Origin of the sequence: Microbacterium excoecariae (genome assembly GCF_011326725.1) — a bacterium.
GTDB classification, from domain to species: domain Bacteria; phylum Actinomycetota; class Actinomycetes; order Actinomycetales; family Microbacteriaceae; genus Microbacterium; species Microbacterium excoecariae.
Genome location: NZ_JAANCO010000001.1, coordinates 694,294 through 707,125 on the forward strand (window position 1 = coordinate 694,294; position 12,832 = coordinate 707,125).

The following is a 12,832-nucleotide window of genomic DNA, read 5'->3' on the forward strand; positions in this document are numbered from 1 at the left end:
CGGCGCGCAGGGATCCCGGCGCGGGGCGCGGGCGGATCCACACACAGCGACCGCGTCGTCTCCCGCGAACGAGAGGCGGATCCCGGAACGGGGGTCGCACCGCGCGGACCTCGTGCGGCAGTTATCCACAGGTCGAAATCGGGGGTGGACACGCCCGAGCACGGGCCGGATAGCGTCCCCGCATGACCACTCCCACCACTCCCACCCGGCCGCCCGACATGTCGTGGCTGCAGGCCGCCGTCTACTGGTTCGTCGGATTCCCGCTCGGCCCCATGGCCCTCATCGTCGCGCCCGAGCTCGTCCTCGGCATCGTGGGCGCCGGGATCTTCTTCCTGCCCGTCATCTGGGTCATGTCGCTCGGCGCGACCATCGGTGCGGCCATCCTGCTCCGCCTGGCGCTGCCGCCGTTCCGCACGCGGGTGGGGTTCGCGAGCCTGCTCGCCGTCGGCGGCGCGCTTGCGCTGATCGCCTTCGTCGCGCTCGAGGGCAGCGCCGGCGACATGCTCGCGCTCATCGCGGTCGTCCTCGTCGTCTGGTCGTTCGGGGCGGCGCTCGTCTCGCTCGCCGTCCCGGTCGCGACGGCGTTTCTCCACCGCCGCCGCGCGCGGCGCGCGGGGGAGGGCGGCCCGACGCAGCGGCCCGATGCCGGGCCGGCGCCGGGCGCGGCGTGAACTGTGTCCGTCGTCCGTCGTCCGTCGTCCGTCGCCCGGCGGTCGCGAGGCGCTGCGTGAACCGCGCGCGTCACCCGCGCAGTCGCGAGGCGCTGCGTGAACCGCGCGCGTCACCCGGGTCGTCGCGGAGCCCAGCCTGAACGGTGCTCGCCGCGCGGTCCGTCACCCGCGCAGTCGCGAGGCGCTGCCTGAACCGCGCTCGTCGCCCGGGCCGGCGCCGGGCGCAGCGTGAACCGCGCCCGCCGCCCGGGGCGCCCCCGAGCCGCGCCGGCCGCGCGGCCTACGCGACGGCCGCGGCGATGTCCGTACGGAAGTGGGCGCCCTCGAGGCGGATCCGGCCCATCGCCTCGTACGCGCGGCTCCGGGCCTCCGCGAAGGTCGCGCCCGTCGCGACGACGTTCAGAACGCGCCCGCCCGTGGCGATCAGCGCGTCTCCCTGCCGAGCCGTCGCGGCGTGCGCGATATGCACGCCCTCGACCGCCTCGGCCTCCTCGAGCCCCTCGATCGCGCGGCCCGTGCGGGGCGAGGCCGGATACCCCTCGCTCGCGAGCACGACGGTCACGGCCGCTTCGTCGCGGAACTCCGGATCCGGCTGCTCCTCGAGCGTGCCGTCGGCCGCCGCCATGAGGAGCGTCGACAGCGGCGTGGCGAGCCGCGGCAGGACGATCTGGGTCTCGGGGTCGCCGAACCGGGCGTTGAACTCGATGACGCGCACGCCCGCGGGCGTGAGGATGAGCCCCGCGTACAGCAGGCCGATGAACGGCGACCCGTCGCGGTCGAGCTCGCGGACGACCGGCAGCGCGACCGTGTCTGTGACCTCCTGGACGAAGGCCTCAATGCTCCCGAAGCGCTCGCCGAGCCAGGTGAGCGGGGAGTACGCGCCCATGCCGCCCGTGTTGGGCCCGGCGTCGCCTTCGAGCGCACGCTTGAAGTCCTGCGCCGGGGCGAGCGCGCGCACGGTGTCGCCGTCGCTGAGGAAGAACAGCGAGACCTCGGGGCCCGTGAGGAACTCCTCGACGAGCACGGATCCCTGGGGCAGGTACTCCGCCGCGTGGGCGAGGGCCGCGTCGCGGTCCTCCGTGACGATGACGCCCTTCCCGGCGGCGAGGCCGTCGGCCTTGACGACGTAGGGGGCGCCGAAGTCGTCGAGCGCGGCGGCGACGTCCGCGGCCGTGCGCGCATGCACGGCCCGGCCGGTCGGCACGCCGGCCTGCTCCATGATCCGCTTCGCAAACGCCTTGGATCCCTCGAGCTGCGCGGCGCGCTTGCCGGGCCCGAACACGGGGATCCCGTGCGCGCGGAGCTCGTCCGCGACGCCCGCGACCAGCGGCGCCTCGGGCCCGACGACGACGAGGTCGACGGCCTCGGCCTTCGCGAACTGCGTCACGCCCTGCGGGTCGAGCATGTCGACCTCAACGATGCGCGCGTCGCGGGCGATCCCCGCGTTGCCCGGGGCCGCGAGGAGCTCGTGGTGCTCGGGCTCGGACGCGAGGGCGAGGACGATGGCGTGCTCTCGGGCACCGGAGCCCAGGACGAGGATCTTCACGCCTCCAGGGTAGGGCGCCCGGGCCGCGGCGTCGATTCGCGCCATCCGCCCGCGGGCCCGCGGGGCGACGGGCGACGGGCGACGGGGCAGGATGGCGTCATGCCCCGAAAGATCGACATGGCGACCGGCCGCGCCGCGCTGGACGTCGTCGCCGCCCAGGACGCCCCCGCCCGCACGGACCTCGCGACGGCCGTGCGCTATCTCCTCCAGCTGCTGGAGGAGCGCGCCCCCGGAAAGAGCGTCGAGGTGCGCGTGCCCCCGTTCGGCGCCGTGCAGGTCGTGGACGGCCCGGCGCACACCCGGGGCACGCCGCCGAACGTCGTGGAGACGGATCCGGCCACCTGGGTGGCGCTCGCGACGGGCCGCGAGACCTGGGCCGCGGCCTGGGCCGCCGGGCGCATCTCCGCGTCCGGCACGCGTGCCGACATTTCGCACCTGCTTCCCGTCAGGTGGTGAGGGAATGCCCCGACCCCTCCCAGCATTCCGGTGATTGAATGAAGCCATGGCTGGGATCCACGATGCACGCCCCGACAGCGAGGTCGATCCGAACGTGCGCGCGCCCCGCGTGACGCACACGCCGCAGTCGCGAGTGGGCGTGCGGCGATCCCCCAAGTACGGCGTCTTCACGGCGCTCGGCGTGGCGCTGGGGATCCTCGCCGCCGTGATCCTCGCGACCGCCTTCGACGGTACGACGGAGCAGAGCCCGTTCACCGAGGTCTCCTACTCGCAGACGCAGGCGTTTGGGTTCATCCTCCTGTGGTGCGTCCCGGCCGGCATCGCGCTCATGATGATCGTGGCGCTGATCCTCGATCGGATCGCGTCGCGCCACGTCCGGCAGGCGACCGTCACGGTCGACATGGTCGACGAGGGCTGACCCGCCGAGCCACTACCCTGGTAGTCGTGACAGACCCCACCTCGCCCGCTGAGGCGCACCGGTCCACCTATTCCGAGGCCGGCGTCGACACGGCGGCTGGCGACCGCGCCGTCGAGCTGATGAAGTCGTCCGTGCGCGCGACGCACGGCCCCGAGGTCCTCGGCGGCGTCGGCGGATTCGCGGGCATGTTCGATGCCAGCGTCCTGACGGCGTACCGCCGCCCCCTCCTCGCCTCCAGCACGGACGGCGTCGGCACGAAGGTCGCGATCGCGCAGGCCATCGACAAGCACGACACGATCGGTCAGGACCTCGTCGGCATGGTCGTCGACGACATCGTGGTCGTCGGCGCGAAGCCGCTGTTCATGACGGACTACATCGCGTGCGGCAAGGTCGTGCCGGAGCGCATCGCCGACATCGTGCGCGGCATCGCGGACGCGTGCGCCGCGACGGGCACGGCGCTCGTGGGCGGCGAGACAGCCGAGCACCCCGGACTTCTCGGGCCGGACGACTACGACGTGGCCGGCGCGGCGACGGGCGTCGTCGAGGCCGACGCGATGCTCGGCGCCCACCTCGTGCAGCCCGGCGACGCGGTCCTCGCCCTCGCCTCGAGCGGCCTGCACTCGAATGGCTTCTCGCTCGTGCGCCACATCCTGCGCGAGGCGGGGATCGGCTACGCCGACCGCGCCGCCGACCTCAGCGCGACCTGGGGCGAGGCGCTCCTCGAGCCGACCCGCCTCTACACCGCGCCGCTCCTGTCGCTCGCGGATGAGCTGGGATCCGGCCTGCATTCCCTGAGCCACGTCACCGGAGGCGGCATCGCCGCGAACCTCGCGCGCGTGCTGCCGAAGGGCACCTGGGCCGAGGTCGATCGCGCCACGTGGTCGCCGAGCCCGGTGTTCCGGGTGCTGAACGACATCGCGGGGACCTCCCTGGTCTCGAGCGAGGGTACGTGGAACCTCGGCATCGGCTTCTTCGCGGTCGTGGCACCCGAGGCCGTCGACCGCGCGACGGCGGCGCTCGCGGCGAGCGGGATCGACGCCTGGCAGGCGGCGGTCGTGCGGTCGGGCGATGCGCCCGCGGGCGATTTCGAGCAGGGCGCCAAGGGGGTCGACGGCGGCGCCGTCCGCCTCGTCGGCGCGTACGCGGACGGAGCGAAGTAACCCCCTTATGTGCGGCATCGTCGGAATGGTCGGTCGCGGCCATGTGAACCAGGACATCTACGACGCGCTGCTCCTCCTGCAGCACCGGGGCCAGGACGCCACGGGGATCGCCACGACCGAGGCGAACGGCGTCATGCACATGGCGAAGAACAAGGGCATGGTGCGCGAGGCCTTCCGCACGCGCGACATGCGTTCGCTCCTCGGCAACGTCGGTCTCGGCCACGTGCGCTACGCCACGAAGGGCACCGCCTCGAGCGAGGAGGAGGCCCAGCCCTTCTATGTCAACGCGCCCTACGGCATCACGCTCATCCACAACGGCAACCTCACGAACACCCGCGAGCTCGCCCTCGACATGGAGCGGCGCGACCGGCGCCACCTGAACTCGTCGAGCGACACCGAGCTCCTGCTCAACGTGCTCGCGAGCGAGCTGCAGGCGACGACGAGCCCCGTCGACCTCGACGCCGACCGCATCTTCCAGGCGGTCGCGCGCACGCACCGCCGGATCGAGGGCGCCTACGCCGTGATCGCGTTCATCGCGGGATACGGCCTGCTCGCGTTCCGGGATCCGTTCGGGATCCGCCCGCTCATCCTCGGGCGCCGCGACGGCGAGGGTGGCGACGAGTGGGTCGTCACGAGCGAGTCCCTCGTGCTCGAGAACGCCGACTACGAGGTCGTGCGCGAGATCGCGCCGGGCGAGGCCGTGTTCATCGCAAACGACGGCGAGATGTTCAGCCAGCAGTGCGCGGAGGATCCGCAGCTGGCGCCCTGCTCTTTCGAGTACGTCTATCTCGCGCGACCGGACTCGGTGATGAACGGCGTGAGCATCTACGAGTCGCGCCTGCGGATGGGGGAGAAGCTCGCGGCGACGATCGCGCGCCACATCCCCGCCGACGAGATCGACGTCGTGATGCCGATCCCCGACTCGGCGCGGCCCGCGGCGATGGAGGTCGCGCGCGTGCTCGGCATCGAGTACCGCGAGGGGTTCTACAAGAACCGCTACGTCGGCCGGACGTTCATCATGCCGGGCCAGGCCGCGCGCAAAAAGAGCGTGCGCCAGAAGCTGAACACGATGTCGATGGAATTCCGCGGCAAGAAGGTGCTGCTCATCGACGACTCGATCGTGCGCGGAACCACCAGCCGGCAGATCATCCAGATGGCCCGCGATGCGGGCGCGGCGAGCGTGTCGTTCGCCTCGGCGGCGCCGCCCGTGCGATTCCCGCACGTGTACGGCATCAACATGCCGTCGGCGACGGAGCTCATCGCGCACGGCCGGACGATTCCCGAGGTCCGCGACGAGCTCGGCGCCGACCACCTCGTGTACCAGGAGATCGACGACCTCAAGGAGGCCATCGTCGAGGGGTGCGCGGCCGGCGGCACGGTGCTCGACGACCTCGACATGAGCTGCTTCGACGGGCGCTACGTGACCGGAACGGTCTCGCCCGAGTACCTCGAGTGGGTCGCCGAGACCCAGGGCTCGTGACGGCGGCGGGCGGCGGCGCATGACGGATCCGCACCAGGACAAGCCCGACGGCCCCGACCTCGAACGCGTCGTCGGCGGGCGCGTGCGCCACTATCGGCTGCTCGCGGGGATGACGGCCGCGGAGCTCGCGGCGACCTCCGGCGTGTCCGCGGCCATGGTCTCGCGCATCGAGTCGGCCTCGACCTCCCCATCGCTCGGTACGATCTCGCGCCTCGCGGGGGCGCTCGGCGTCGCGGTGGACGCGCTGTTTCGGTCGAGCGGCGCGTCCTACCAGGCGGTCGTCGTCAAGAACGGTCAGGGCGTCGAGTCGGTGCGCGCCGGGTCCAAGCTCGGGCACCGCTACGAGAGCCTCGGGAACGTCCTGCCGACGGGCGGATCCTCGCTGGAGCCCGTGATCGTCGAGCTGAACCCGGAGCTGGACGACCTGCCGATGTACGAGCACGTCGGCGCCGAGTTCCTGCTCATGCTCACCGGCGCGATGCGGTTCGCGCACGGCGAGGACGAGTACGTCCTCCGCGCGGGCGACTCGATCCTCCTTGACGCCGCGGCGCCGCACGGCCCGGTCGAGACCGTCGAGCACCCGGCCCGCTTCCTGTCGATCAACCCGACCGCCACCTAGCCCCGGTCGGGCGTGTCACGAGCCCGTAACACAAGCGGTTTAACCTCAGGCAAGACATTGCCTATCTGGCAACATTGTGCGAGTTCCGCACTCGCCGATCCGGGAGCCCCATGCCGACCACCTCACTCGACCGCGTCGCCCTCTGGGACGGCGAGCACGCCCTGCCCGCGGGCCGGATCTCCTGGGACGGGGACCGGATCACGGAGGTCGCGTCAGAGACTTCGGCCGAGACGCCGCGGTACGCCGTCATCCCCGGGCTCATCGACACGCACGTGCACCTCGGCGGGTACGCCGGCCCCGGGCGCGAGCAGTGGAACTCCGCGTGGTCGCTCGTCACCCCCGACGTCGAGCGCGTCTTCCACATCGCCGCGCAGGCCCAGCGCGCCATGCGCGCGGGCGTGACGACGGTCCGCGACCTGGCGGGCGACGCGCTCCAGCTCGCCGTCGCGCGGGTGTTCGAGGACGGCGTCCAGGTCGGCCCGCGCGTGCGCGTGCACGGCCAGGTCGGCATGACGGCGGGGCACGGCGACCTGTTCACGCCGCCGCACTACCCGCACCGCGCCCCCACCGCCGACAGCCCGGACGCGTGCCGCCGCCTCGTGCGCGAGTGGGCCAGGCAGGGCGCGCACGGCATCAAGATCTACGCCTCGGGCGGCGTCCTGTCGATGGGCGACAGGGTCGGTTGGCGCAACCAGACCGACGACGAGATCCGAGCGACGGTCGACGAGGCGCACGCCCTGGCGATGCCGGTGGCCGCGCACAGCCACGACAACGTCAGCGCGCGCCGCGCGCTCGAGCTCGGCGTCGACTCGATCGAGCACGGCACGGGCCTCGACGCCTCGCTGTGGCCCGTCGTCCTCGAGCGCGACATCCCCGTCGCGCCCACGCTCCTCATCAACGACCGCCTGGCCGACGGCACGATCGACGTGGGCGACGAGGCCCGCGGCAAGGCCCAGGCCGTCGTCGAGGAGCGCGACGCGAACTTCGCTGGCGCCTCCGCCGCGGGCGTGCGCTTCGTGCTCGGCACCGACGCGAACGGCGTCATGGTTGCGTTCGGCGACCAGCACGAGGAGGTGCGCCTCATGGCGCGCTCCTTCGGCTGGGACGCCCAGCGGGCGCTCGTGTCCGCCACGAGCGACGCCGCGCGCGCGATCGGCATGGCCGACCAGATCGGGCGCCTCGCGCCCGGCTACGGGGCCGACTTCGTCGTCCTCGATGGCCGCCCGTGGGAGGACATCTCCCACCTGGACCCCGCCCGGATCGTCGCCGTCGTCTCCCGCGGCCGCGTCGTGTCCGGATCCCTCCCGCGCTAAACCCGTAGCGCCCCACACAGCATCCCCCGTAGCACGCCCCTCGAAAGGCCCCCCCGTGAGCACACTTCGCCCCCGACGCACCGGGCTCGCCCTGACCGCAACGGTCGGGATCGCCGCCCTCCTCGCCGGCTGTTCCTCCGCCGACACCGGCTCCGACACCGCGGACGGCGGCACGCTCGTCTACGCCGTCGAGACCGACCCGACCTGCATCGACCCGCAGCAGCCGACCGTGACCCAGGCGCTGTACATCGGCCGCCAGGTCGTGGACTCCCTCGTGGACCAGGACCCGGAGACCGGCGAGATCGTCCCGTGGCTCGCCGAGGACTTCTCCGCGAACGAGGACCTGACCGCGTTCGACTTCACGCTCCGCGAGGGCGTCACCTTCAGCGACGGATCCGACCTCACGAGCGAGGTCGTGGCGGCGAACTTCGACTCGATCGTCGAGATGGCAGCCGACGGATCCACCGCCTCCCTCGGCGGCGCCTACCTCGCTGGGTACGCGGGCACCGAGATCGTCGACGACCGCACCTTCACGGTCTCCTTCGACGCCCCCAACGCCGCGTTCCTTCAGGGCGCGAGCACCATGAGCCTCGGGATCGTCTCGGAGGACACGACGACGCTCGGCGTCGATGAGCGCTGCCAGGACGGCGTCATCGGAACGGGCCCGTTCGTCTACGACACGTACTCGCCCAACACCGAGGTCACGATGGACCGCCGCGAGGGTTACGACTGGGCGTCGGAGCTGCGCGAGCACACGGGCGACGCGTATCTCGACCGCGTCGAGTTCGCCGTCGTGACCGAGGCCAGCGTCCGCGTCGGCGGGCTGCAGTCGGGCGAGTTCGACATGATCGGCGAGCTGCCCGAGATCGATGAGCCCCGCATCTCCGAGGAGGGCTTCCCGGTCTACGCGAAGGCGAACCCCGGCATCCCGACGAGCCTCATCCCGAACCTCACGAACGAGGTCCTCGCCGACGACGCCGTGCGCGACGCTCTCCGCATCGGCATCGACCGCGCCGAGATCAACGAGACCATGGGCTACGCCGACGGCAACGAGCCGACCAGCGCGCTCTCCAGCGGCACGTCGGGCTACACGAGCCAGGCTGACCTCATGGCGTACGACCCCGAGGAGGCCGCCCGGATCCTCGAGGACGCGGGCTGGGAGCTCGGCGACGACGGGATCCGCGAGAAGGACGGCCAGCGCCTCGAGTTCACCGCGACCGGCTTCTACGAGCAGGAGATGATGGAGCTCATCCAGCTCCAGCTCACGGAGATCGGCGTCGACATGCAGATCAACTTCACGGACGCCGGCGGGTTCTTCGGCGCGATCGCGGAGGGCTCCTACGACGTCCTGTTCGCCGCGCTGACGCGCACGGGGCCGGACGCGCTCGCGACGATGTTCCAGCAGTCGAACTCCTCGCACTGGGCCGTCCTCGACGACGCCGAGCTCGAGGGCGTGCTCGAGGAGCAGGCCTCGGCCGCGAACGACGACGAGCGCCAGGCGCTCCTCGACGAGGCGCAGACGATGATCATCGAGCGCGGGTACCTCTTCCCGATCCTCGAGGTCTACCAGCTGCACGCGTCGCAGCCGGAGGTCTCGGGCTTCGCGTTCGACTCGGCCTCGCGCTTCCACCTGTACGACGTCACGCTCGGCTGACGTGGCGTCCGCAGGTCTCCGGGCGGGTCGCGGCGTCGCCGCGGCCCGCCGCCTCGGGCTGCAGCTGCTGCAGTTCGCGTTCGTCGTGTGGGCCACCTACACGGTGACCTTCCTCCTCATCCGCGTGCTCCCGGGCGATCCCGTCCTCGCGGCGCTCGCGGTGCAGTCGGGCGACGCGACGACGGTGGATCCTGAGCAGCTCGCGCAGCTGCGCGAGGAGGCGGGGCTCGCGGGCGGTCTGTTCGAGCAGTACCTCTCGCAGCTCGCCGGCCTTCTCTCCGGAGACCTCGGCACGTCGCTCGCGACGGGCCGGCCCGTCGGCCAGATGATCGTCGACGTCGTGCCCGGGACCCTGGCGATCGCCGGCCTCGCGCTCGTCATCGGCGTGTCCTTCTCCGTCCTGGTCGGCTTCCTCGCCTACGTCTCGCCGTGGCGCTGGCTCCGCGACCTGCTGATCCAGCTGCCGCCGCTCGGCGTCGCGATCCCCGCCTTCGTGACGGGGCTCGTGCTCATCAGCGTGTTCTCCTTCACGCTCGGCTGGCTGCCCGCCTCGGGCGCGCGCTCCGGGGCGAGCGTGATCCTCCCCGCCGTGACCCTCGCGCTGCCGGTCGGCGCGATCTTCTTCCAGGTCTTCCAGGCCGCCATCCGCGAGGCCGAGGCGAGCGGGTTCGTCTTCACGGCCGACGTCAAGGGCCTCTCGCGCCTCGCAGTCTTTGGCCGTCACATCCTGCCGAACGCCGCCCTGCCGTCGGTGACGAGTATCGGCCTGCTCATCGGGTACCTCGCGGGCGGCACGGCCGTCGTCGAAACGGTGTTCTCGCGCGACGGCATCGGGCGCATCGTCGTCGCCGCCGTGCAGGCGCGCGACGTCAACGTCATCCAGGGCGTCATCATCGTCATCGCCGTGATCTATGCCGCCGCGGCGCTGCTCGTCGACGTGTCCTATCCGCTCCTCGACCCGCGCCTGCGGCCGCGGTCCGGATCCGCGCCCGCCCCGGCTCTCGCCCCCGCGCCCGCGCTCCCCGAGGAAGCCGCCGCGACCTGGCAGGAAGGGGATCCGCGATGATCGCCCGACTCACCCGTCCCGCGTCGCTCGTTGCGCTCGCGATCGTTCTCGTCGCGCTCGTCATGGCGCTGTGGCCGGGCCTCCTGGCCCCCGGGGATCCGCTCGCGGGCGAGCCCGCCGACCGCCTCCTCGCGCCAAGCGCGGCGCACCCCTTCGGCACCGACTCGCTCGGGCGCGACGTGTACACGCGCGTCGTGCACGGGGCGTTCCTGTCGCTTGCGGCCGCGACCTGCGCCGTCGTCGTGGGCGGCGTCGCGGGAACGCTCGTGGGCCTCGTCGCGGGCGCCCTGCGCGGTCGCGTCGGCACCGCGATCGCGTTCGTCGTGATGCGCTTCGTCGACGTCCTCATCGCCGTGCCGGGCATCCTCCTCGCCCTCATCGTCGTCGCCACCCTCGGCTTCGGGCCCTGGAGCATCGCCCTCGGCGTCGGGCTCGGCGCCGCGGGCAGCTTCGCGCGCGTCATGCGCGCGCAGGTGCTCACGGTGCGCGGCACGGAGTATGTCGAGGCCGCCGCGACGCTCGGCGTCCGCCCCCTGGCGACGCTCTTCCGCCACATCCTGCCGAACGCGATCCGCCCCGTCCTGGCGATGGCGGCGCTCGAGGTCGGCACCGCGATCCTGTCGGTCTCGACGATCAGCTTCCTCGGCTTCGGGGTCCAGCCCCCGACGCCCGAGTGGGGCGCGCTCGTGAGCGACGGGCGCGACTACCTCGCCACCGCCTGGTGGCTCACGGTCCTGCCCGGGGCCGTGATCGTCGCCGTCGTGCTCTCGATGACGCGGCTGGCTCGAGTCATCGGAGGAGACCGATGAGCGCGTCGATCCTCAGCGTGCGCGGCCTCGAGGTCGCCTACCGGCGCGGCCGGCACCTGACGGAGGTCGTCCACGGCGTCGACCTCGACGTCTCGCGCGGCGAGGTCGTCGCCCTGGTGGGCGAGTCGGGATCCGGCAAGAGCACGGTCTCGCAGGCCGTCGTGCGGCGCCTCGCCGAGAACGGCCGGATCACGGGCGGATCCGTCACCTTCGGCGGCCGCGACCTCGCGCGCCTGCCCGAGCGGGCGATGCGCGGGATCCGCGGGCGCGGCATCGGCTTCGTGCCGCAGGACCCGAACACCTCCCTCAACCCCGTCATGCGCCTCGGGGAGCAGATCGCCGAGTCCCTGCGCCTGCACCTCGGGATGAACCGGCAGGACGCCGCGCGGCGCGCCGTGGAGATCCTCGGCGACGTGGGGATCCCGGATCCGGAGGCGCGCGCCCGCCAGTACCCGCACGAGCTCTCGGGCGGCATGAAGCAGCGCGTGCTCATCGGGATGGCGTGGGCGTGCGACCCGCAACTGGTGGTCGCCGACGAGCCGACGAGCGCGCTGGACGTGACCGTGCAGCGCCGGATCCTCGACCAGATCTCCGAGCTCGCGTCGGACCGCGGCACGGGCGTCCTGCTCGTCACGCACGATCTCGGCGTCGCGAGCGATCGCGCGGCGCAGACCGTGGTGATGCAGGGCGGGCTCGTCGTGGACCGCGGCGCGACCGCGGAGGTGCTCGGCGCCCCGCGCACGGACTACACGCGCGAGCTCGTCCAGGCGGCGCCCGGCCTCACGAGCGAGCGCCTCCGCCCGCGGACGATCGGCGCGCACGCCGACCGCCAGGAGGGCTTCGCGATCCTCGAGGCGGACGGGCTGGGGAAGTCCTTCGCCCGCGACGGCGCGACGTTCCGCGCGGTGGACGACGTCTCGATCCAGGTGCCGGCGGGGCGCACGGTCGCGCTCGTGGGGGAGTCCGGATCCGGCAAGACGACGACGGCCCGCATGATGGCGCGCATCTCCGGCGTGGACGAGGGGCGCGTGCGCTTCCGGGGGCGCGACGTGTCGCGGATCCGCGGGGCCGAGCTGCGGGAGCTGCGGCGCAGCGTGCAGGTCGTGTACCAGAACCCCTTCGGCAGCCTAGATCCGCGCATGACGGTCGCGCGCCTGATCGCGGAGCCGCTTCGCGCATTCCGCGTCGGCGGATCCGCGGACCGGCGCCGCCGGGTCGCCGAGCTGCTGGACGCCGTGCGCCTGCCGCAGGAGATGGCCACGCGCCTGCCCGGCGAGCTGTCCGGCGGCCAGCGCCAGCGCGTCGCGATCGCGCGGGCGCTCGCGCTGCACCCCGAGGTGATCGTCCTCGACGAGCCGGTCTCGGCCCTGGACGTGTCGGTCCAGACGCAGATCCTGCAGGTCCTCGTCGACCTGCAGGCCGAGCTCGGCCTGAGCTACCTGTTCATCACGCACGACCTCGGCGTGGTCCGCCAGATCGCCGACCACGTCGTCGTCATGCGCGAGGGGCGCGTCGTCGAGCAGGGGCCCGCCGACGAGGTGCTCGCGCGGCCGCAGAGCGCGTACACGCGCGAGCTGCTCGAGGCCGTCCCCGGCGCGGTCGGCTAAACGCGCGGAACCCCGGGCACTCCCGCGAGGGCG

At 72.8% G+C, this 12,832-nt stretch carries 12 protein-coding genes; 11 read left to right on the forward strand and 1 reads right to left on the reverse strand.

All coding sequences use genetic code 11. The features are described 5' to 3' along the window. The first annotated feature begins 182 nt into the window (after nucleotides 1-182). Nucleotides 183-671, forward strand: coding sequence for a hypothetical protein (locus G8E01_RS03075; protein ID WP_166315706.1), 489 nt, complete (start codon nucleotides 183-185; stop codon nucleotides 669-671). A gap of 280 nt (nucleotides 672-951) precedes the next feature. On the opposite strand, the gene purD is transcribed toward G8E01_RS03075, so the two are convergent. Then, a complete protein-coding gene (gene purD / locus G8E01_RS03080) occupies nucleotides 952-2,217 on the reverse strand; it encodes a phosphoribosylamine--glycine ligase (RefSeq protein WP_166315709.1) in 1,266 nt (421 codons plus the stop codon). 99 nt (nucleotides 2,218-2,316) lie between these two features. Between purD and G8E01_RS03085 the strand changes: the two genes are divergently transcribed. From G8E01_RS03085 to G8E01_RS03130, 10 genes are all read left to right on the forward strand, one after another. Continuing rightward, complete coding sequence (locus G8E01_RS03085; RefSeq protein ID WP_166315712.1) at nucleotides 2,317-2,673, forward strand: sterol carrier family protein; 357 nt, start codon at nucleotides 2,317-2,319, stop codon at nucleotides 2,671-2,673. A 46-nt stretch (nucleotides 2,674-2,719) separates the two neighbouring features. Next, nucleotides 2,720-3,091, forward strand: coding sequence for a potassium transporter Trk (locus G8E01_RS03090; protein ID WP_166315715.1), 372 nt, complete (start codon nucleotides 2,720-2,722; stop codon nucleotides 3,089-3,091). 26 nt (nucleotides 3,092-3,117) lie between these two features. Further along, the gene (gene purM / locus G8E01_RS03095) at nucleotides 3,118-4,251 is read left to right on the forward strand and encodes a phosphoribosylformylglycinamidine cyclo-ligase (protein ID WP_166315718.1); all 1,134 of its coding nucleotides are present in this window, start codon (nucleotides 3,118-3,120) and stop codon (nucleotides 4,249-4,251) included. 7 nt (nucleotides 4,252-4,258) lie between these two features. Further along, nucleotides 4,259-5,731 carry an amidophosphoribosyltransferase gene (gene purF, locus G8E01_RS03100; RefSeq protein WP_205827209.1) on the forward strand — a complete coding sequence of 491 codons (1,473 nt, stop codon included), beginning with the start codon at nucleotides 4,259-4,261 and terminating at the stop codon, nucleotides 5,729-5,731. 19 nt (nucleotides 5,732-5,750) lie between these two features. After that, nucleotides 5,751-6,350 carry a helix-turn-helix domain-containing protein gene (locus G8E01_RS03105; protein WP_166315724.1) on the forward strand — a complete coding sequence of 200 codons (600 nt, stop codon included), beginning with the start codon at nucleotides 5,751-5,753 and terminating at the stop codon, nucleotides 6,348-6,350. A gap of 110 nt (nucleotides 6,351-6,460) precedes the next feature. After that, complete coding sequence (locus G8E01_RS03110) at nucleotides 6,461-7,663, forward strand: metal-dependent hydrolase family protein (RefSeq protein ID WP_166315727.1); 1,203 nt, start codon at nucleotides 6,461-6,463, stop codon at nucleotides 7,661-7,663. Nucleotides 7,664-7,718: 55 nt separating this feature from the next. After that, entirely contained in the window at nucleotides 7,719-9,317 is a 1,599-nt protein-coding gene (locus G8E01_RS03115) for an ABC transporter substrate-binding protein (protein ID WP_166315730.1), read from the forward strand. Between the two features lies 1 nt (nucleotide 9,318). Next, a complete protein-coding gene (locus G8E01_RS03120; RefSeq protein WP_166315733.1) occupies nucleotides 9,319-10,383 on the forward strand; it encodes an ABC transporter permease subunit in 1,065 nt (354 codons plus the stop codon). Beyond that, entirely contained in the window at nucleotides 10,380-11,192 is an 813-nt protein-coding gene (locus G8E01_RS03125; RefSeq protein ID WP_155048623.1) for an ABC transporter permease, read from the forward strand. Before G8E01_RS03120 ends, G8E01_RS03125 begins: the two co-directional genes overlap by 4 nt. After that, nucleotides 11,189-12,799 carry a dipeptide ABC transporter ATP-binding protein gene (locus G8E01_RS03130; protein ID WP_166315736.1) on the forward strand — a complete coding sequence of 537 codons (1,611 nt, stop codon included), beginning with the start codon at nucleotides 11,189-11,191 and terminating at the stop codon, nucleotides 12,797-12,799. The genes G8E01_RS03125 and G8E01_RS03130 overlap by 4 nt, the downstream gene beginning before the upstream one ends. Nucleotides 12,800-12,832 lie beyond the last annotated feature (33 nt).